Genomic DNA, 19,534 nt, shown 5'->3' with positions numbered 1-19,534 from the left:
GTAGCTTGTGGCGTATCTCGGTGCAGGGCTACGATCCCCGTTTTGGCTCTGGGGGTGGAACGATGGACGATCCGACACGCAGTCGTACGCGGCGAACGCTTTCCATGTGGCCGCCATCCCGTGTGCCGCGCTTCGCCGCAGTCCTCGCCTTGAGCTGCACGAGCCTGTTGTCGACGGCGCCCGCCATGGCGCAGTCGGGCAATGCCTCCCCGGCTGCCGCGGCCGGCAGCGCCGTGGAGGTGGCTTCGGGGTCCTCGACTTTCGGTGGCGTGGTCGTCGCGCCCGCCCTGGTCGCGACGCCGTGCCACCGCCTGGGCGCATCGGCACCGCCTTTCAGCGTGCGACAGGGCCAGAACCAATTCCCCGCTGAATTGATCGCCGCCGACGAGGACCGCAACGTCTGCGTGTTGCAGGCGCGCGGCCTGAATGCGCCGGCCGCGCAGATGGGACGAACCCGCGACAGCTCGACGTTGGGCAGCGTGCATGCGATGTCCTTGCAGGAGGGCCTGCTGCGCCGCATCGACTTGCACGTTCCGTATCTGGGCAAGGTGGTGGATGGCCTGTACCTCGGGGTGGCACAGCCCCTGGTCGCCCCGCCCGCCCCGTTGCGCGACGGTGTCGGCATCTACAACGAACAGGGGCAGCTGCTCGCGATGGTGGTCATGGAGAGCGCCGACGCCAACGCACTGAGCATGGCGCTCCCGGTCGAATGGATCGGGTACGTGCTCGAGCGCAAGCCGCGCGCGCCGGCGTCGCTTGGCACGACGGCCTGGATGAACCAGGCCCGGATCTTCGATGCCAAGGGGGATGCCGCCGGACTGCTCGAGAACAACCTCCATTGGGCCGAGGCCCAACCCCGCAGTGCGTGGGCCTGGAACAACCTCGGCAATGCGCACATGAGCAGCGGCGGGAAGGACCGGGCCGCCAAGGCCGTCGAGGCCTATCTGAAGGCCGTCGAGCTGGACCCGCAGCTCGCGCCGGCGTGGAACAACCTCGGCAACGTCTACAGCGAAACCCGCCGCACCCCCTTGGCAATCGAGGCCTACCAGACGGCCACCCGTGTCGACCCCGGCTACGGCATTGCCTGGCGAAACCTTGGCGAGCTGTACCGAAAGAACGGGCAGCAGGATCGTGCGATCGATGCGCTCAAGCAGGCTGCCAAGGCGGGCACGGGGGGCGAACGCGCCGTGGCGCTCAATGGCTTGGCATTCATCTACGGCGAGGGGCCGCAGGCGATCCAGGCGCTGCAAGAAGCCGTGACGGCCGAGCCGCGCTTCGGTCTGGGGTGGAAAAACCTAGGCATCGCCTGGGAAAGGGCCGGAGACCGGCAAAGAGCCATCAAGGCCTACGAGATCGCATTGCGGATCGATCCGCGCGACGGCGGCGTCTGGACGCGGCTGGGAGATGCGTACACCTGGACCAAGCAGCCAGATGCGGCCTTGCAGGCCTACCGCGCGGCAACCGCGCTCGAGCCGGGCAACGGCGCGGCCTGGAAGTGGCAGGGCGTGCAGTATCTGCAGCGCAAGGACTACAAGCAAGCCATTCCCGCACTCACCGAGGCGCTCAAGAACGGCGAGTCGAACGCGTTCGTCTACGAGGAACTCGGAAAGGCCTTCCAGGAGAACGGCCAGGCCTCGAAGGCCGAAGAGAGCTTCCTGAAGGCCATCGAACTGGCGCCGCTGAACGCCATGCCGAGCATGCGCCTGAGCGAGCTCTATCGAAAGCTCGGTCGTCCCGACGAAAGCCTCAAGCTCGCGGAAAGCGCAGTGAAGATGGCCCCCACGGACGCCCGGGCGTGGGACCTGCTCGGCACGGTTCGCAGCGGCAAGGGACAGCTCCAAGAAGCCATCCAGGCCTATCAACGCGCAGTGGCGCTCGATCCGCAAATGACCACCGCGTGGATCAATCTTGGGCTGCACCTCAACGCCGCGCAGCAGATTCCGCAGGCCAAGGAAGCCCTGACGCAGGCGCTGCGCATCGACCCGGACAATCGCGCGGCGCTCACCAACATGGGGGTCTCGCACATTCGCAGCGGAGATCCCGCCGCGGCTGTTTCGATCTTCGAGCGCCTCGATGTCGCCAAGCCTTCGGATCCTCTGATCCTTGCCAACCTGTGCGCGGCCTACAAGCGCGCGGGGCGCACGGACGACGCCATCAAGGCCTATGGACGTCTCCATGCACTGGACCGCAATCTGGCAGGCAAGGTGTACGAGCAAGAACTCAAGGGCCTAACTGCCGCGATCCAGTCGTAGGTTTTCTGCAAAGAACATTTTTCTAGGGCTGCATAGAGCGTTGGCTTTGCTCCGAGAGAAGTGCCCGCAAAGAAGACAAGTTGATTCGAACCCTCCATGCCGCCACCCTTCAAAAGGTGACAAAGCCGGACGCATGCAGATGATGCAGCGGTGGGGCCGACCATCTCGACGAGTCGCGCCACTTCAGCTACGACGCCAACTGCAGGCGCTCCGCAACTTCGCGCGCACCGAGGTCCCGCACTCCCGCTAGACTTTCGAGTTGCGCTGCCCGGGGGCGTGCTTTGCCTTGTTCCCAGTGGTAGATCGTTTGCCCGGATACGCCAACCAGTTGCCCATAGCTCGCCGCGGACAGCCCAAGCTTGGCACGATGTGCCGCCAACCTGGTTGCGCTGAATCGGCGCTTTGTGCCTGCTGCCGCTTCAGCGGTTGAATCGGTGGAACGCGCCGGGCCCTTTACAACACGACGCAGTTCCTTCTCAAGCGCACTGACCTGGCGACGCAGCTCGGCAATTGATGTGCGGTGCGCGGCTGAGGCCTTCTTGAGCGTTTCGATCTCCACACGCACTTCTTTGCGAGCGACGCGGGATATCTCGGCTTTGAGGATCGAGACAATATTTGGCATAGACGCATTGTGCCGTTCCGGCTATGGCTGTTTTGGATTGCACATTGAAGCTCCGCGAAGGATGCCTCGTACTCGACACTGAGACGAGAGAAATTATTTCCCCTTGCGCAGCGCCTCTTCTGCGCCGATGCGCGCCACGGACAACGCGCTCATGTCCAACACGACAAGCCAACCCGCGCCTGCCCTGCGCTTGACCCGCAGTCACTGCGACAAGACCGCAATCCCCTTGAACTGGCCCGCCTGCGCCTTCTCTTCCGGCCGCGGATAGCGCTGCGGCGAGAAGCGGTGCAGCAGCTCCGCCTCGCGATCGGTGGCGAGCGCGAGGTTGGCCAGCTTCACATGCCCGAAGCCGCGGATCGTCAGCGGCAATGCCGCGATCTGCGCGGCGAGCGGCTGGTTGGCGGCCGACAGATCGGCAGCCAGTTCATCGAGCCGCTGATCGAACCGGGCGATGAGCGCGCGCTCCATCCGGCGCTCCTGTGTGTAGCCGAACAGGTCCAAGCCCGTGCCGCGCAGCCGCTTGCCGTGCGCAAGCCACTTCATCACCGGCAGCATCCAGGCACCGAGGCGGATCTTGGCGGGCGCCTGGCCGTGCGCGGGGCGCGAGAGCAGCGGCGGGGCCATGTGGAATTCGAGCTTCAGGTCGCCTTCGAACTGGTCCTTGAGCTTCTGCAGGAACGCGCCGTCGGTGTAGAGGCGCGCGACCTCGTACTCGTCCTTGTAGCTCATGAGCTTCAACAGGCTGCGCGCCGCGTTGCGCGTGAAGGGCAGGCGCGCGTCGCCGCCCGGCAGCGCGGACTCGGCCGCCCGCAGTGCGCGGATGCGCTTCTCGAAGCGATCGGCCCATGCGGCGTTCTGGTAGCCGGTGAGATGGCGGCGCGCGTCGGCGAGCAGCGCGTCCAGCGGGCGCTCGTCGGCTTGCTGCGCCTGCGCTTGCAGCGGCGCCGCGCGCAACTGGTCGAGCGCGGCCGGGTCGCCCGCCGCGAGCCGCCCCAGCGAAAACGCCGACTGGTTGGCCGCCACGGCCACGCCGTTGAGTTCGATCGCATGCATCAGCGCCTCCAGGCTCAGCGGCACGAGGCCGCGCTGCCACGCATAGCCGGTCGCGACGATGTTCGCGGCCAGCGTGTCGCCGAGAAATTCTTCGGCCAGGCTCTGCGCGTCAAAGGTCTCCACCTGCTCGTCGCCCGCGACGAAGCGCATCTTCTCCAGCAGCAGATCCACATGCAGATCGGCATCGGGGTTGCGCAGCGACTCGGCCACCGGGATCTCGTGGATGTTCGCGAGCACGCGCGTGCGCCCGTGCCGCACGGTCTGCAGCGCGTCGGGCGAGGCGCCCACCACCACGTCGCACGCGAGGATCGCGTCGGCCTGCTGCGTGTCGATGCGCACCTGGTTCAGCCGCTCGGGCGTGTCGGCCAGGCGCACGAAGCTCAGCACCGAGCCGCCCTTCTGCGCGAAGCCCATGAAGTCGAGCACGCTGGCGGACTTGCCTTCCAGGTGCGCGGCCATCGCGATGACCGCGCCCACCGTCACCACGCCGGTGCCGCCCACGCCGGTCACCAGCAGGTCGTAGGGGCCGGTCCATGTGTGCGGCGCGGGGTGCGCGAGCGCGGCCACGCGGTGCAGGAAAGCATCGCGCCCGGCCGCCAGCGCCCCGCTCTTGCGGCGCAGCTTGCCGCCGGTGACGCCGACGAAGCTCGGGCAGAAGCCCTTGGCGCAGGAGTAGTCCTTGTTGCAGCTGGTCTGGTCGATCTTGCGCTTGCGGCCCATCGGCGTTTCGTGCGGCAGCACGGCCACGCAGTTGCTCTGCACGGTGCAGTCGCCACAGCCTTCGCACACGGCTTCGTTGATGAACAGGCGCTTGGGCGGGTCGGCCAGCTCGCCCTTCTTGCGGCGGCGGCGCTTCTCGGCGGCGCAGGTCTGTTCGTAGATGAGCACGGTCACGCCGGGCATCTCGCGCAGGCGCCGCTGCACCTCGTCGAGCGCGGCGCGATCGTGGAACTCGGTGCCGTGCGGAAAGCGGTTCTTGATGTCATCGTACTTGTCGATGGCATCGCTCACGACCACCACCTTGGTCACGCCTTCGGACTCCACCTGCCGCGCGATCGCGTCCACGCTGATGACGCCGTCGACCGGCTGCCCGCCGGTCATGGCGACGGCGTCGTTGAAGAGGATCTTGTAGGTGAGCGTGGCCTTGGCCGCGACGGCCTGGCGGATCGCGAGGTAGCCCGAGTGGTAGTAGGTGCCGTCGCCCAGGTTCTGGAACACGTGCGGCGTCCTGGTGAACATCGCGTGCGAGATCCAGTCGACGCCCTCGCCGCCCATCTGGATCAGGCCCGCGGTGCTGCGGTCCATCCAGTTGGCCATGAAGTGGCAGCCGATGCCCGCGCGCGCGGTCGAACCTTCGGGCACCTTGGTGCTGGTGTTGTGCGGGCAGCCCGCGCAGAAGTACGGCACGCGCTTGACGCTGTCGCTCGCATTGCCCAGCAGATCGGGCGGCGTGAAGTCGCGCACATGCTGCAGGTGGTCGCCCAGGTCGTGGTTGTCGGGGAAGTGCACGGCCAGCCAGTGCGCGACCAGTTCGATGAGGCGCGACGGGCGCAGCTCGCCGAGCGCGGACACCAGCGGCTGGCCTTCGCGGTCGTGCTTGCCCACGAGCACGGGGCGCGCATCGGGCGGCGCGTTGTAGAAGATGTCGCGCAGCTGCGTCTCGACCACCGCGCCCTTCTCTTCCACCACGAGGATCTCGTCGAGCCCGCGCGCGAACTCCTTCAGGCGCGTCTGCTCGAGCGGAAAGCTCAGCCCCACCTTGTAGAGCCGCACGCCGGCGCGCGCGAGCTGCTCGGGCGAGAGCTCCAGCCGCCGCAGCACCTCCATCAAATCGTGGTGCGCCTTGCCGCAGGTGACGATGCCCACCTTCGCATGCGGGCTCACGATGACGTGGCGGTCGATGCTGTTGCGTTGCGTGAATGCGGCCACGGCGGCGAGCTTGTCTTCCAGCCGCGACTCGATGCGCAGCGACGGCAGGTCGGGCCAGCGGTAGTGCAGGCCGTCAGGCGGCGCGGCGTGGCCGGTGGCCGCGCGCACGGCATCGGCGTCTTCCCAGGCGGCCACGCGCGCGTTCACCGCATCGAGGTCCACGGTGCCCGCGCTCTCGACGATTTCCGACAGCGCCGCCATGCCGACCCACGCGCCCGAATAGCGCGAGAGCTCGTAGCCGTACAGGCCGAACTCCAGGTACTCGGCCACGCTGGCGGGCTGCATCACCGGCATGCGCCATGCCATGAAGGCGTGGTCGCTCTGGTGCGGCATCGACGACGACACGCAGCCGTGGTCGTCGCCCGCCACCACCAGCACGCCGCCATGCGGCGACGAGCCATAGGCGTTGCCGTGCTTGAGCGCATCGCCCGCGCGGTCCACGCCCGGCCCCTTGCCGTACCACATGGCAAACACGCCATCGACGGTGCGCTCGGGGTCGGATTCCACGCGCTGCGTGCCCAGCACCTGCGTGGCGGCAAGTTCCTCGTTCACGGCCGGCACGAAGCGGATGCCGGTTTCCTTGAAGCGCTCGCCCGCCTTCCAGATGGCCTGGTCGACCATGCCGAGAGGCGAGCCGCGGTAGCCGCTCACGAAGCCCTGCGTGTGCAGGCCGCGCGCCGCGTCGCGCTGTTTCTGCATCGCCAGGATGCGGATCAGCGCCTGCGTGCCGGTGATGAAGACCGAGCCGTCATCAGCCCAGAGGTTGTCGGAGAGCTGGTAGTCGGGCCGTCGAAGCGCGGCCGTCTTGTGTGGGGCGTTCATGCCCGGAATTGTTCTGCCGCACCCCGAGTAAGTGTTTCTTCAATACACTGGCGCAGACCCTTGTTTGAAGAAGAATCCTCTCGAAAATCACGATGAACGTCGATTCTGTTTCTCTTGACGAGCATTGCCTCAAGATCCTTTCCGCACTGCAGCACGACGGCCGGCAGACGGTGCAGCAGATTTCAGAGGCCGTCGGGCTCTCGCCCACGCCCTGCTGGAAGCGCATCAAGGACATGGAGGCGGCCGGTGTGATCCGCGGCTACACCGCCATGATCGATCCCGAACTGGTGGGCCTGCATGTCTCGGCCGTGGCCGAGGTGAACCTCGATCGCCACAGCGAGGCGATGGTGCAGCGCTTCGAGGAGGTGGTGGCCGCGAGCCCGCAGATCATCCGCTGCGTGTCGGCCACCGGGCCGGCGGACTACATCCTCCACGTGACGGTGCCCGACATGAAGCACTACGAGCGCTTTCTGCACGAGGTGCTCTTCAGCCTGCCGGGCGTGACGCACGTGCGCTCGAGCATCGTGCTGCGCGAGATCAAGTCGGAGGTGGCGCTGCCGCTCGGGCACCTGATGGGCGCGGCGCCTTCGCGACGCTAAAAGGCGTGTTTCGCTCGGGGACACACCGGGGCCGAGGTGCACAGCTGTTCGACCGTTCTGGTATCGAGCCGGCCAAGGTACAAGCTCGTGCGGGCACAGCCTGGCGTGATAGGGGTCGTGCGGCGACGAAGACCAAGCGTCCAGTCACCTCATCTTGGCGATTCAGGTGCCGAGGATGCACATCTGCGCAGACAACGGTCGCTGTATTCTTCGATCATGAGATGCACCGCCGCACTGGAATGAACAGACCATGACGCCCGATCACCGAGTATTTGTCGCGTTGAAGCGGCCACCCGGATACGAGGACGTGCATGCCGAGTTGGTCGTGGAAGATGCGATGGCCGTGGGAGCTCCTACGCGACGAAGGCACCGCCGTCGTGGGCGTGATTGACCGTCCGGAGGGATACGAACGGTCTTCCGCAACCGAAGTTGCTCGGGGCGCGGTAAAAGAGACTTGGCCCATGTGGTCACTTCTCAAGCCCAGCAAGCCTGCCGGCTGACAGGGCTCCGCCAATTCTGACGGGGCCTCGATCCGTAGAGTGGATGTGACCGCTCGTCGCATCCTGCGGTTTCGTCATCTGCTGGAAGCCCATGATCTAGCTATCGACATGCTGCGCGCCGCGATAGCCCCAGCCTGCCCACACCGCGTTTTCCTTGCCGTGCAACAGATCGCTCACCTGCTCCAGGTCCGCCTCGTCGGCCGCAGTGGTCGACACCGTGTGCACCAGCCCCGAATCCGCGTCCACACCGTGCGCACCTTCATCCGAAGCGCCGCTGGTTACCGTTCTTCGCCTGGGGCATCCCAGGGTCTCGTTCGCCGCTCTCGTTTTTGGTCGAACCGGGCGCCGCAATGATTGGGGCGTCCACGTTTCCGACGAATAACCATCACGTGCATCGGAGCGACGCCGCGCCACGACAGCGGACCGCGGCTTCAGTTGCCGTCTGGCTTCGATGATCGCTCGATCCGCCTCCGAAATTGCCGTGCGACCGGACTGTCCTCCCAGACGACGGCCCTGCCGTCGTCGACGGCTTGGCGTCCGTAGACGATCCATGCATCGCAGACGGTGCCGATGGACTCGACCACCTCGAAGCGATCCGCATGCGCCGTCGCGAAGGAAGTGAAGACGATACCCGCGCTGTAGCGTCCTTCTGTCAGACCGGACTGGACCGCGAGCACCGTCGGCTCGTGAACGATGATCGGCCAGGCGGAAAGGTCGGCATAGCTCTGCGTTGCAGTCTGCACGCCCACCTTGCCAGCGCCCTCCCCGCTTCCCATGGACCGCACGAGCGCCATGGGCTGGCTGGGAGAAATGAAGGCGTCGACCACCACCATGGCCGTGCGATAGGTGCCCGTGATCTCGGCTGCAGCCGGATGCACGGCGCATTGAAGCAGGTAATCCGCCTCCCCGGCGATCAGCGCGCGCGCACCGCTGTGGAAGTCGTCGAACAACACGATGCGACAGGCTTGCGCAATGCCATGCGCGGCCAGGTACTGCTGGAGAACGAAGTGATGGTTGCTGCCCTCATGGCCCAGCGTTGAAAAGATCAGCATGTGTTCGCCTCGGCGGTTGCGCATGACCGGTGACAGTGCCTCGGCCTCGACGGCCACCTGATGGGGATTGCGGCATGCGCGAGCGCCGGCAGAGCCGGAACCAGCGCTTGCTCGAGCGCAACACGAGCGACTCATGCAGACGTCGAGGGCGCACCGATGATCTCATCCTCAAGCCGGCATGTCTCCGTGATGATCAGTTCGTAGAGGGCACGCAGGAACACCGGGCTCACGTCGTGCTCGGCGGCAAAGGCGGCCGCACGCTCCTGCACCACGCCGATGCGATGGGGCTGCATCATCGGTATCGCATGGTCGCGCTTGTGCAGTCCGATCCGGCAACAGCAATCGAGCCTGCGCCTCACGGTCTCGAGCAGCGTTCTGTCCAAGCCGTCGAGTTCGTCGCGCAGCGACCGCAGGATCCGTTGGGCGTCCTCGCCGCTGCCGGCAGCAGCCGGCGCTGCGTCATGGACCGCGGCCGCGGTTTCCTGGCGCCCGCTCGGGCGCCCTTGTTCTGAATTCATGGGGATCTCCTTATTCGAGCTTGATGCCCTGGCTCGCGATGATCTCGGTGAGCGTGGCCGTGTCGGCCTTCACCCGGCGCACCAGCGCCTCGCCCGAGATGCCAGCGGCTTCGTAGCCATGTTGGAAGAGTTTCTGCCGCACCTCGGGCAGGCGAATGACTTCCGAAAGCACCTGGGTCAGGCGCTGCACGATGGGGGCAGGCAGGCTGACGGGCGCGGCCGCGGCGGTCCAGATCTCGAGTTCGAAATCCTTGAGGCCCGCTTCCTGCAGGGTCGGGTAGTCCGGCACGAGTTCGGAACGGCGCGCCGAGGTCACGCCGATTGCGCGCAGCTTTCCGGCCTTGACCTGCTCCTGGGCAAGGCCCGGTGGAAGGAGCGCCAGTTGCAGCTGCCCTCCGACCAGCCCCGTGATGACCTGCGGATTTCCCTGGTAGGGCACATGCACGGCGCCGATGCCTGTGCGGGCCTTGAAAAGCTCCATGCCGAGGTGGCCGATCGTGCCGATGCCAGGCGTGCCATAGCTCCACTTGCTTCCGGCGACGCGCGCTGCCTCGAGGAAGCTGCGGGGATCGGCCTTCGAGACCTCCGACGTTGTGGCGAGTACCAGCGGCGCCGTGCAGATGATGCTCAGCGGCACCAGGTCCTTCTGCGGATCGTAGGAGGTCGCCGGATTGAGGATCTTGGCAATCGTCATGTTGCCGTTGATCAGGATGCCAACCGTGTGTCTGTCGGTGGACTTCGCGACTATGTCCGCGGCGATGTTGCCGCTGGCACCTGGATGGTTCTCGACGATCACAGGCTGGCCCAGCGCCCTCGCCATGGGAGCGGCCAGAACGCGCGCCACGAAATCCGGCGACGAGCCTCCGCCGAAGCCGACGACCAGCCGCAGCGGTCGCGTCGGCCAGTTCAGGTCCGCCGGATGGGCGCCCGGGGCACCCGCCGTGCCGGGAGCGGAGCGATTCGCGCCTGACGATTGCGCGCAGGCGATACCAATACAGGCGAGTGCCCCGAGTAGACACAGCAGACGAGCGGCACGCGCTCGATAAATAAGGAGGGACATGGGCAAGAGCGGATGAGGATTGGAAGCCAAGTCTTGCTTCCACAACGCGCCGAATCAACTCCTGCTCGGTACGCAAAAAGCTCCGTGGGGCATCGAGGCTGCGAAAACCCGCCTTGCCCACGAGCGGGACGAAGCCACGGCTCGTCGCACTTGCTCGCCATGCAAGATCGTCGTCGCGCTGCGCGTACGACGCTTACGTGCGCCGCGGCGGCGAGCCCGGCGGCGAGGTACAGGAATGCTCGACGCCGAATCGCAGGTCGACGACCGCAAGGGGGACCCTCGGCCGCGCCGGCCGCGCTAGTTGTGAAGCCTCAAGAGGTTTCATGATGAATTGAGTCTGGATGGAGGCGCAATGCCGCCAATGCCACTGTGCGGGCGATGCCAGTTGTAGTGGTGCTGCCAGCTTGCCAGTGGATGACGGCAAACCCTTCCACCAATGACTGCCGCCAGGGTCGGCAAGTCATGGGATGCGGTGTCAGTCACCCTGCCAGTGCCGGCGCGCGGCGGCGCCTGAAGATTTCGCACGCGGCCGCGGGCATTTCGCCGCCTGCCTCGCGCGAAGTTCGCTGACAGGGGTCCGATGTCCACTGCAGCGACAGTCCTCGCTCAAAATGGGAATGCCCCACCCACCTGCACTTTTCTCTTTTTCCGAGCTTCCGAGGCCATGCCGTGACCCCTGATGCAGTCCCGCCCCGCCAGCCTGCCGAAAGGGGCGCTGCCGAGGCACGCCCGAGCCTAGGCCTTCAGATCGAATTCCTGGACCACCTTGCGAAGGCGACGCAGCCATTGAGCGATCCGGCCGAGGTGATGCAGCTCACGGCACGCCTCCTGGGAACGCACATGGGTGTGAACCGCTGCGCCTACGCCGAGGTCGATAGCGACGAGGACCATTTCACACTAACCGGCGACTACAGCCGCGGCGTGGATTCCATCGTGGGCCGCTACACCTTCTCGCAGTTCGGCGCCGAGTGCCTGCGCCTGATGCGCGCCAACGAGCCCTATGTAGTCCACGACATCGACACCGACCCGCGCGCCGCAGGCATGGACCTGCAAGCCTACCGGCTCACCGCGATCCAGGCTGTCATCTGCATTCCGCTGCACAAGGACGGCCGCTTCGTCGCGGCCATGGCCGTGCACCAACGCACGCCCCGGCAGTGGAACGCGAGCGACATCGAACTGGTGCAGATGGTCGGCAGCCGGTGTTGGGAGAGCATGCAGCGCACTCGCACGCAACATGCGCTGCAACTCACCAATGAGCACCTGGGTATTGCCCTGGCCGCGGCACAAATGGGCGACTGGAGCTGGAGCTCGGCCACGGACCTGGTGACGCTCTCGCCGCGCGCGGCGGAGCTCTTCGGCGTTTCGGTGGCGCCGATCACCTGGCGCGAGCTGGCACAGCGGATCCACGAGGACGACCGCGAACGCACGGTGCGCGCCGTCGAGGCGAGCGTGGAGAGCGGCGAAACCTACCGCGAGGAATACCGGCTCGCCGGAACGCAGCCGGAGCGCCGGCTGGCGGTGTGGGGCACGCCGCAGACCGACGATGCGGGTCGGGTGACCGGCATCCTGGGCGTGCTGCAGGAATCGTCCGAGCGAAAGCGCATGGAACACGAGCTTCGCGTGCAAGCGCTCGAACTGCAGGAGGCCGATCACCGCAAGGACGAATTCCTCGCGGTGCTGGCGCACGAGCTGCGCAACCCGCTCGCGCCCATTGGCCTGGCGGCGCAATTGCTCAAGCGCGCGCCCGACGCGGCCACCCACCGCACCGCCGAGTTGATCCGCTCGCAGGTGCACCAGATGTCGCGGCTGCTGGACGACCTGCTGGACACCAGCCGCATCAAGAGCGGCCGCCTGAACATGAAGAAGGAGCGTGTGCAGGCGCGCGCGGCGGTCGAGCTCGCCCTGCAGAACGCCGGCCCGCTCCTGCGCAGCCGCAAGCACAAGACGACGGTGCAGGTCGATGAGTACATCGCGCTAGAGGCCGACCCGGTCCGGCTTGCGCAGGTCATCGCCAACCTGCTGACGAATGCGGCGAAGTACACGCCGGTGGGCGGGCTCATCGACATCACCGTATCCGCCGCCGACAGCGATGCCTGCGAATTCGTCGTGAGCGACAACGGCATGGGCCTGAAGCCCGGCTCGCTCGAACGCATCTTCGAGATGTTCTCGCAGGAAGACACGGTGCTGCACCGGCCGGAGGGCGGCCTGGGCATCGGCCTCGCGTTGGCGCGGGCGATCGTCACGGCGCACGGCGGAACCATCGTCGCCGAGAGCGAGGGCCTCGGCAAAGGCAGCCGGTTCGTGGTGCGGCTGCCCAGGGGAAACGCCACGGCTTTGCCCGTTGCAGGCAATGCCCTGCCCCCCGGCGCCGCGACTTCTTCGCTCAGCATCGTGGTGGCCGACGACAACGTGAGCGCGGTCATGCTGCTGGCGGAGCTGCTGCGCATGGAAGGCCACCGCGTGCACGTCGCCACCGACGGCGCGCAGGCGCTGGCCGTGGCGCAAGCGGTGCAGCCGTCGGTGCTGATCCTGGACATCGGCATGCCCAAGCTCACCGGCTACGAAGTGGCGCAAGCGGTGCGACGCACACCGTGGGGGCGGCAGGCCCTTCTGCTCGCGGCCACGGGCTGGGGGCAGGAAGCCGACAAGGAGCGTGCGAGGTCGGCGGGCTTCGACGCCCATTTCATCAAGCCTTTCGATCCCGAGGAACTGCTGGCTGTGATCCAGAAGAAAGGAACGATGCAGGCGGGCGACAGCGGCCACGTTCCAGCGGCTTGAGGAGCTGCGTCCCGCCTGCCCTGCTCCGCCCCACGGCCAGTGCGGCGACAAGACTTTGCACCGGGCCGTGTCTTCCCGCCGAGTACCGTCGCCTGGAAAACCGACGGCAGCGAGGCCAAGGGCACCACGGTACCGATGTTCGAGCCGCGACCTCGCCCTGTGACCAAGTAGGCCATCGCGCTTGCTGAGGCGATGACTCTTACCTTGCATGCCGCGTGCGACTGTCAGGAACGGGAGCCTCGGGGGTCAGTACCGTGTCCTCGACAGCCACAGATTCAACCCCGCTGCTCCAAGAGCATGAGTTGACGGCGCCTACCCAAAGCACGATCCTCGCCTCAAGCGCGGGGCACGTCCAAGGCTACCATTCGCCGAACAATGTCCGCGCACACGCGTTCGTTGGCCGGCATGAAGCGATGGAGCAGGGCACGGGCATTGAGGCTGCTCGATGCAAGAGGCCAATGGGAGCTTCTAGCCGGAAACACCGTCGCATCGAAAGAAGTCCAGTATCCGAATACAGCCATCCGCGCAAGACAATCCTCGGTACGCTTTAGCTCCTCGAGCAGCGGGCTGCCCGGCCGCATGTCCCGGGCGCCCTTTCCCGGATAGAGATACGCGACCAGTGTCCCCTGGTGCGGTGCCGAGATGGCGAATAACGCCCGGGTGCGCGCATGTCCATCGAGCAATTGCAGATAGTGGCGTGAGACGATGCACCCCATGCTGAAGCCGACGATGGCGATCGGCTCCGCCGGGCCAATCCTGTCATCGATGTACGCCTTCAGTTTGCAGGCAAGGTCATGGATGCCTCGACGTCCATCCGCGGGCTTGAGCGCAGGCACCCAGCATTGGTAGCCGGCGTCTCGCAGACAGCGCTCTAGACGCTGGAAGATCCCGCCATCGTCGAAGATGCCATGCACAAGCACCACGTTCATGCTTCATTTTCCTTGGGCGGTTTCAATTTTTTGTCCGACAGCCGGAATGGACTCGGCTCCTCCGTCGACCAAGTCGCATCACTTCTTCGCTGCTGGGAATGTGATCTTGTTCTTCAAGCGCGCGCCCTCCGGGCTGACTGCCAGTACCGCCTGAGTCGCGGCTTGCAGGCTGTCCGTTGTGCCCGAGCCGAAGTGCCATATCCGCCCGTCGCCCTCGTTCTTGACCCAGTACACGGTCTTGCGCAGCGGTCCTCCGTAATCCGGAACCTGCCCATCGGAAAGTTTCCGCACCATCACACCAGGTGCGGCCAGGGCCTCGACACTTTGCGCGAACGCCGCGTCGACATTCTTGGCGCTAGCCCTCTGCGCACGGATCTCGCAGAAGCCGTTGTCGAGCAGGACCAGCACTCTCTGTGAGTAAACGCTGCTGCTGACATCCCAAACTGTTCCCGGCTCACCCTTGAGAAAACTGGCCGCGTTCGGCGGATTTTCCACGTAGCCAGATCCGGCTTTCACCATCGCCGCACGCAAGGTCAGTGGACTGCCATAGTGCTTCAAGCAGGTTTCCTGCCATAGGGAGATGAGTGCACGAGCCTGGGCTTCGGGAGCGAAGCGGGGATCCGGATTCGCAGCCGGTGCGCCTGCATTGGCTCCGATGCTGGCGGGGGCGCCAACATTGGGGGCGCGATTCTTCAGGTTTTGGAGGTACCTGAGTTCGCTGCGCGACATCGCGTTGGCGGGATCCAGTGCGAGGACACGTTCGTGCAACGCCTTGGCGGCATCGAGATTGCCGAGCTCGATCTCGGCATAGGCCATGCCTCGCAACGCACGTGTAGTCTCCGACGTCTTCACCTGCTCTGGGCTGAGCGCTGCGGCTTCCAGTGCCTGCTTGAATCTGTCAAACGATGCGCGCCAGTTCTTCTCCAGCGCATCGATGTTGCCCCGTTCCGAAAGATACTTGGAGTTCTGTGGCGACAGGTGGATGGCCGTCTCGAACGCCTCCTTGGCTTCCGAAATCCGATACAGATCGACCAGCGCGAAGCCCTTCGCGAAGTGCGCAAAGCCCCACCAGGGGCCATGAACCTGCGCCGGCGTGTTCGCGCTTGCGGCTTGCGCCAGGTAGGCAAGCGTTTCGACCAGGGATCGCGAGGAGAACGAGAGGCCACCGCTTTGGCGATAGCGCTTCTCGTACTCTGCGACGGCCTGTTGAGCCAGAGGCAACGCCTGAGCCGGCTTCTTCGCCTGGATCAACTCCAGCGACTGCAGCACCAGCTTCGCGTTGGCATCAACCTCTTCATCGGTCGTGGTGGGCGTTGGCTTGGTCGAAGCCATGCCCTCCGCTGCCGCCTCGCCTTTTCCTTCGGGTTGGCTCGCGCATGCTCCGAGAAGCAGCGACAGAAGAAGTACCGCGGGGATCTTTCCGCTCGTTGCGAGGTCCGACATCGTCAAGGTTCTACGTCTCAAGTCCAGTTGGCCGCCAGCACCGGTGCTAGGCTGGTTTGGTGGTTCGGCGGCAGGATCGTTTGCCCAGCTGCCGGTGGCGCTCCTCGAGAGCACGGCATCCGATGCGAATGAAGATTCCATCCCGCCCTCTCTACATTTCTTGGTTTTCTCGCGAAAAGCGACCCGTCTTGGTCACCGTTCTTTTCTCGCCCCCGCACGCTCGCACCGCACCCGCAACTAAGACGTTGTGGAGCAAGGTGAACTGCGGTTCGTCACGAAAACTTCACCGAAAAATATTCAGCGCGTGTCGAGGGAATTCCGATTTCCCAAGCGAGCTAGGAAAGTAGCCTTGGCCTTTCGGCTCCCACAGCAGCAACCGGCGCTATCTCGGCTGCCCGCAATCCAGCTGCGGCCTGGCAAGAAAAAACATCCGCCCTAACTCTTGCCGATGCGAGCAGCTTCAGACTCGAGGACGAGGTGCTCAATTCGTTCGTCAGGCAGTGCGACCAGAAGATCAATGTGCCGGCGGATCGCATACATTGTCTGAACGAAGGCATCGGAATCCCTTTGCGCATCTGCGGCGCGTGGATCAGGATGCGACCAATGGGCGGTCGCGGGGCGGCCAGGCCAGACGGGGCATGTTTCGCCTGCGGCTTCGTCGCAAAGCGTGACGATCAGGTCCATCGAGGGCGCTGATGCCGAGGCGAATTCGCTCCAGTTTTTGCTGCGCAGCCCCTCTGTGGAAATACCTCCATCCTGAAGCGCCTTCAGGGTACGTGGGTCAGGCTTCCCGTCGGGTGCCGGAGTGCTGCCGGCGGAGTAGGCGTGGAATCGCTCGCCAGCCAGTTGGTTGAGAAGTGCCTCAGCCATGAGGCTTCGGGCGGCGTTGCTGTTGCAGATGAACAGCACATTGGTGGTGTGGGTTGAGGTCATGGCGAGACGAAGTGACGGACCGGCCGATTGACCTCTTCTTGGATTACCTGCGCGTGACACCGCGCTATATTGAGTTCATGCAACGACGAATTGGGGTTGTTTTCGTTTCGAGGCGAAATTCTTTGCGCAGCGTGCTGGCGGAAGCGTCCTTGCGCACTTGGATCAGAAGCATCGGTTCACGATCTTTTCATGCGGGCAACCGGGACATATCGAACGAGTGATCCACCCGGCGGCGGCGGGCGCGCTCCACAGTGCGAGCATCCCTGTGATCAAGACATCCGGCCGTGGTTGGGACGAGCTTGCGCGTACCGGTTCGCTCGCTGTGGATCTGGTGATCACGCTCGATGCTGGCGTGCAGGCTCTCCAGCCGAACTGGCCAGGGCAGCCGGATGCAGCGCTGTGGGCCTACCCGGACGTCGCCGCCGACAAGAAGGCAGAGCAGGTCGGGCACGATGCGCTGCATATCCTGTATTCCCTGAAGCGACGACTGGAACTATTGATCAACCTGCCGCTGCATGGCGCCGACCGGACCGCGTTGCGCGACGATCTGCGAGACATGGCTCACATGCGTTAGATGCGACGGAGTGTGATGAACGCCACCGCACAGCGACGGTGAGACGACCATGCGCGGAGGGAGCTAGACCGATGAGGCAGCAGTAAGCCGCAGCACGGATTCGCCAGCCGCAAGCGCTTCAGAGGCCCGACGGTAGCTCCATAGCGACGCCGCAATCTCGACTGGGTCGTCTTGCGACTCATGGTCCAGGATGACCCAGGCAAAGCCACCGCTATAGGGCACGAATTCGACGCGCAGGCTCAGGACAGCGCTCTTCACGGTGTGGTGCTTATCGCATCGAGACTGGCACGTGCGGCATCTGCAGCAAGGCGCAGGGCATCTCCTCCCGAAAGTGCCGCCCTGCCCGAAAGCTCCAAAGCCCGGTCGCCGAGTCTGCAAACCCACCAGCACGCGCCGTCGCGCATGCCGATTTCCACATCTACCCGGACGTGACGGTAAACGAAGGAATGACGCATCGATCTGAAACTGTGAGCCAGAGCTCGGAGGGTGGCGGTGCTAGACTGAATCCGCTCGCGGCACCGCAGCAAAGCGCGGGATGGAGCACGCGATTCGCGAGGCGGATGGGCATTAGGCCCGCCTGGCGTTACGCCGCCATGACATGCGTCGTTTACCTTCTACAAGGACACCATGAACGCCATCAAAAAAGCTCGTCAGATCATCACCGCCGCTCCGGAAAGCGACGACGCCAAGACGCTTGCACGCCTGGTGCTTGCACTGGAGGCGGAAGCGGACTTCCCTCTTGCAAACCTTTATGGGCTCGAATTGAGCACCTTCGATCTCGCCCTCGACATCCTCAAGGAATGGCGGCTGGATAGGTACTACGCGCGCAAAGGAAAGCTGCTCGACGTGTCCTATCAGGTGAACGTCCAGGCATCGCACTAGGAGCGAGTCGGCGTTCGTAACGTTGGCGTCGCGACATTGCAGATTTTCAGGCGCGGCTGACAGCAACGCACACGCGGGAGCGCGAAGCCGTCGAGAAGGCACACGAAGTGCCCGAAATCGAAGCTCAGCGGCTGAGTCGTTTTCACAACCGGCCAGGGCTTGCAACGGGCGGTCGAAGGCAACGGAATCAAGTCCCGGGATACATCACCCGAACTCGGCAAATCGAAGTATTTTTTCTTTCCGAAAACCCGCGTGGCTTGGTGGCGTGGTCAATTCGCAGGCTGTCTCATCAAGAAGTGACGCGCTGGGCTTTTCTGCGGGGGATGAGTCCGATGCAAGCAGCATTCGAGGGGGAGATCGCTTCCGGATGATCGGGCGGCGGAGAGCGATCAGCTCGTGGCGTTGACCAAATCCTTAAGCGCTTTTCCAGCCGTGAATTTCGGCATCTTGCTCGCTTTGATCGTCAGCGGCTCCCCCGTCGCAGGATTGCGGCCAAGGCGTTCAGCACGGCTCGTCACGCTGAAGGAGCCAAAGCCGATCAGTTGCACAGACTCGTCCCGTGCCAAGGCGTCCGACAAATTCTTGAGTGTCGATTCGAGCGCACGAGTGGCGTCGGCTTTGCTCAGATTCGTATCCGCAGCGATTGCGGCGATCAGTTCGGCCTTGTTCAAAAGAGAGTTTCCTTTCGGTGGAACGGTAAGGGGAAAGCGGTTGCAGCTGCCAAGCTTGCCAGAAACCGGGAAGCCGCACGCGGCGCTGGCCCTGCTTGTTTGCGATGACCGAAGAAATACGGTCTAGCTGAAACCGATGGTGCTTACAGCTACGGCGTGAGGTCGAAGTTCATTGAAAATTCGACGTTCCCACTGCGATCTTCAATCAGGCCATCGACGATGGTGGACGATGCGGCCATGCCTGACCAGCGGCTGGGCGGGGGCTTCGAGAAAGCGCGAAACCGTCGGCGAGTGGAAGCTGCCCCAATCGAGTAGATAGTTCCAGCCCACCAGCGTGCAGATGAGCACGAGACCGTCGGTCACGGTTTTGTATTCGCCTTGCATCGCGTTGCTGGACGCGTCGGCGATCAGCACGACGAATAGCAGATCTGCCACGCCGAGCGAGCCAACGTCTCGCCGCAGCAGAAAGCGGAATATAAGCAGCAGGAACCAATAGACCAGCGTGCCTCGCAGCACCATGTGCCAAGGAGGCATCTCCATGCGAAAAAGCTCTGACAGTGAATCCATTGGGAGCCTTGGCGTTTTTGCGCTTCAACAAGTTGCACACGTTGCATCGCGCACAGGTGGCCGGCTGTAGGTCGGCATCCTTGCCTGATGCGTCTGGCATGCCCGTCGTTCGCATCCTCGGCGGTCCTAGCTCCTTCGTCGAGAACGCCTGAGCGCTATGTGCGCTATCGAACAGTAAATTTTCAGCGCGGATTGCAGACTGGTTCTGACTGCAACGCACCCGGGGGGCGAGATTGACTGACGCCGAGAATCATCTGATCGAACTGCTTCCCGCGAGGGAGCGGCAACGCTTTCTTGCCATTTGCGAACCTGCTCCGTTGATCTTGAGCGAGGTGCTTTGCACGCCCCGA

General features: G+C 64.6%; 16 protein-coding genes and 3 pseudogenes. 6 read left to right on the top strand and 13 right to left on the bottom strand.

The genetic code is table 11. The features are described 5' to 3' along the window. Positions 1–185: 185 nt before the first annotated feature. Entirely contained in the window at positions 186–2,252 is a 2,067-nt protein-coding gene (locus tag ACSFA7_RS21855; RefSeq protein WP_435501299.1) for a tetratricopeptide repeat protein, read from the top strand. Positions 2,253–2,439: 187 nt separating this feature from the next. Here the strand turns inward: ACSFA7_RS21855 and ACSFA7_RS21850 are convergent, their stop codons facing one another. Together ACSFA7_RS21850 and ACSFA7_RS21845 are read right to left on the bottom strand one after the other, a co-directional pair. Beyond that, a complete protein-coding gene (locus ACSFA7_RS21850) occupies positions 2,440–2,874 on the bottom strand; it encodes a helix-turn-helix domain-containing protein (RefSeq protein ID WP_435501298.1) in 435 nt (144 codons plus the stop codon). A 201-nt stretch (positions 2,875–3,075) separates the two neighbouring features. After that, positions 3,076–6,678 (bottom strand): indolepyruvate ferredoxin oxidoreductase family protein, encoded by a 3,603-nt coding sequence (locus ACSFA7_RS21845; protein WP_435501297.1) that lies wholly within the window; start codon positions 6,676–6,678, stop codon positions 3,076–3,078. A gap of 92 nt (positions 6,679–6,770) precedes the next feature. On the opposite strand from ACSFA7_RS21845, the gene ACSFA7_RS21840 reads away from it, so the two are divergent. Both ACSFA7_RS21840 and ACSFA7_RS21835 read left to right on the top strand, forming a co-directional pair. Then, entirely contained in the window at positions 6,771–7,277 is a 507-nt protein-coding gene (locus ACSFA7_RS21840; protein ID WP_435501296.1) for an Lrp/AsnC family transcriptional regulator, read from the top strand. A 509-nt stretch (positions 7,278–7,786) separates the two neighbouring features. Further along, positions 7,787–7,894, top strand: a pseudogene (locus ACSFA7_RS21835) (IS5/IS1182 family transposase); the annotation flags it as partial. Here ACSFA7_RS21835 and ACSFA7_RS21830 read toward each other — a convergent pair. The 5 genes and pseudogenes from ACSFA7_RS21830 to ACSFA7_RS21810 all read right to left on the bottom strand — a co-directional run. After that, positions 7,895–8,144: pseudogene (locus tag ACSFA7_RS21830) on the bottom strand (transposase); the annotation flags it as partial. Positions 8,145–8,208: 64 nt separating this feature from the next. Beyond that, a complete protein-coding gene (locus ACSFA7_RS21825; RefSeq protein WP_435501295.1) occupies positions 8,209–8,829 on the bottom strand; it encodes a hypothetical protein in 621 nt (206 codons plus the stop codon). Between the two features lie 131 nt (positions 8,830–8,960). Further along, positions 8,961–9,347 (bottom strand): chorismate mutase family protein, encoded by a 387-nt coding sequence (locus tag ACSFA7_RS21820; RefSeq protein WP_435501294.1) that lies wholly within the window; start codon positions 9,345–9,347, stop codon positions 8,961–8,963. A 10-nt stretch (positions 9,348–9,357) separates the two neighbouring features. Beyond that, a complete protein-coding gene (locus ACSFA7_RS21815; RefSeq protein ID WP_435501321.1) occupies positions 9,358–10,407 on the bottom strand; it encodes a Bug family tripartite tricarboxylate transporter substrate binding protein in 1,050 nt (349 codons plus the stop codon). 321 nt (positions 10,408–10,728) lie between these two features. Beyond that, positions 10,729–10,818, bottom strand: a pseudogene (locus ACSFA7_RS21810) (integrase core domain-containing protein); the annotation flags it as partial. A 375-nt stretch (positions 10,819–11,193) separates the two neighbouring features. Here ACSFA7_RS21810 and ACSFA7_RS21805 point away from each other — a divergent pair. Further along, positions 11,194–13,185, top strand: coding sequence for a hybrid sensor histidine kinase/response regulator (locus ACSFA7_RS21805; protein ID WP_435501293.1), 1,992 nt, complete (start codon positions 11,194–11,196; stop codon positions 13,183–13,185). Positions 13,186–13,520: 335 nt separating this feature from the next. Here the strand turns inward: ACSFA7_RS21805 and ACSFA7_RS21800 are convergent, their stop codons facing one another. From ACSFA7_RS21800 to ACSFA7_RS21790, 3 genes are all read right to left on the bottom strand, one after another. Further along, on the bottom strand, positions 13,521–14,114 hold the full coding sequence (locus tag ACSFA7_RS21800) for an esterase/lipase family protein (protein ID WP_435501292.1): 594 nt from the start codon (positions 14,112–14,114) through the stop codon (positions 13,521–13,523). A gap of 78 nt (positions 14,115–14,192) precedes the next feature. Then, positions 14,193–15,557 (bottom strand): tetratricopeptide repeat protein, encoded by a 1,365-nt coding sequence (locus ACSFA7_RS21795; protein ID WP_435501291.1) that lies wholly within the window; start codon positions 15,555–15,557, stop codon positions 14,193–14,195. A 435-nt stretch (positions 15,558–15,992) separates the two neighbouring features. Continuing rightward, positions 15,993–16,490: an arsenate reductase ArsC gene (locus ACSFA7_RS21790; RefSeq protein WP_435501290.1), complete on the bottom strand. Its 498-nt coding sequence runs from the start codon at positions 16,488–16,490 to the stop codon at positions 15,993–15,995. 265 nt (positions 16,491–16,755) lie between these two features. Here ACSFA7_RS21790 and ACSFA7_RS21785 point away from each other — a divergent pair, with 265 nt between their 5' ends. Further along, positions 16,756–17,064: a hypothetical protein gene (locus tag ACSFA7_RS21785; protein ID WP_435501289.1), complete on the top strand. Its 309-nt coding sequence runs from the start codon at positions 16,756–16,758 to the stop codon at positions 17,062–17,064. A gap of 63 nt (positions 17,065–17,127) precedes the next feature. On the opposite strand, the gene ACSFA7_RS21780 is transcribed toward ACSFA7_RS21785, so the two are convergent. Further along, a complete protein-coding gene (locus ACSFA7_RS21780) occupies positions 17,128–17,322 on the bottom strand; it encodes a hypothetical protein (RefSeq protein WP_435501288.1) in 195 nt (64 codons plus the stop codon). A gap of 369 nt (positions 17,323–17,691) precedes the next feature. Between ACSFA7_RS21780 and ACSFA7_RS21775 the strand changes: the two genes are divergently transcribed. Next, a complete protein-coding gene (locus tag ACSFA7_RS21775; RefSeq protein WP_307506589.1) occupies positions 17,692–17,946 on the top strand; it encodes a hypothetical protein in 255 nt (84 codons plus the stop codon). Between the two features lie 389 nt (positions 17,947–18,335). On the opposite strand, the gene ACSFA7_RS21770 is transcribed toward ACSFA7_RS21775, so the two are convergent. Together ACSFA7_RS21770 and ACSFA7_RS21765 are read right to left on the bottom strand one after the other, a co-directional pair. Further along, a complete protein-coding gene (locus ACSFA7_RS21770; protein ID WP_435501287.1) occupies positions 18,336–18,617 on the bottom strand; it encodes an HU family DNA-binding protein in 282 nt (93 codons plus the stop codon). Between the two features lie 201 nt (positions 18,618–18,818). Further along, a complete protein-coding gene (locus ACSFA7_RS21765; RefSeq protein WP_435501286.1) occupies positions 18,819–19,157 on the bottom strand; it encodes a hypothetical protein in 339 nt (112 codons plus the stop codon). Between the last annotated feature and the right edge of the window lie 377 nt (positions 19,158–19,534).

Origin of the sequence: Variovorax trehalosi (genome assembly GCF_051216415.1) — a bacterium.
GTDB lineage: Bacteria > Pseudomonadota > Gammaproteobacteria > Burkholderiales > Burkholderiaceae_C > Variovorax.
The sequence above is the reverse complement of the archived record's forward strand: the minus strand, read 5'-3'. Positions and strand labels throughout refer to the sequence as shown.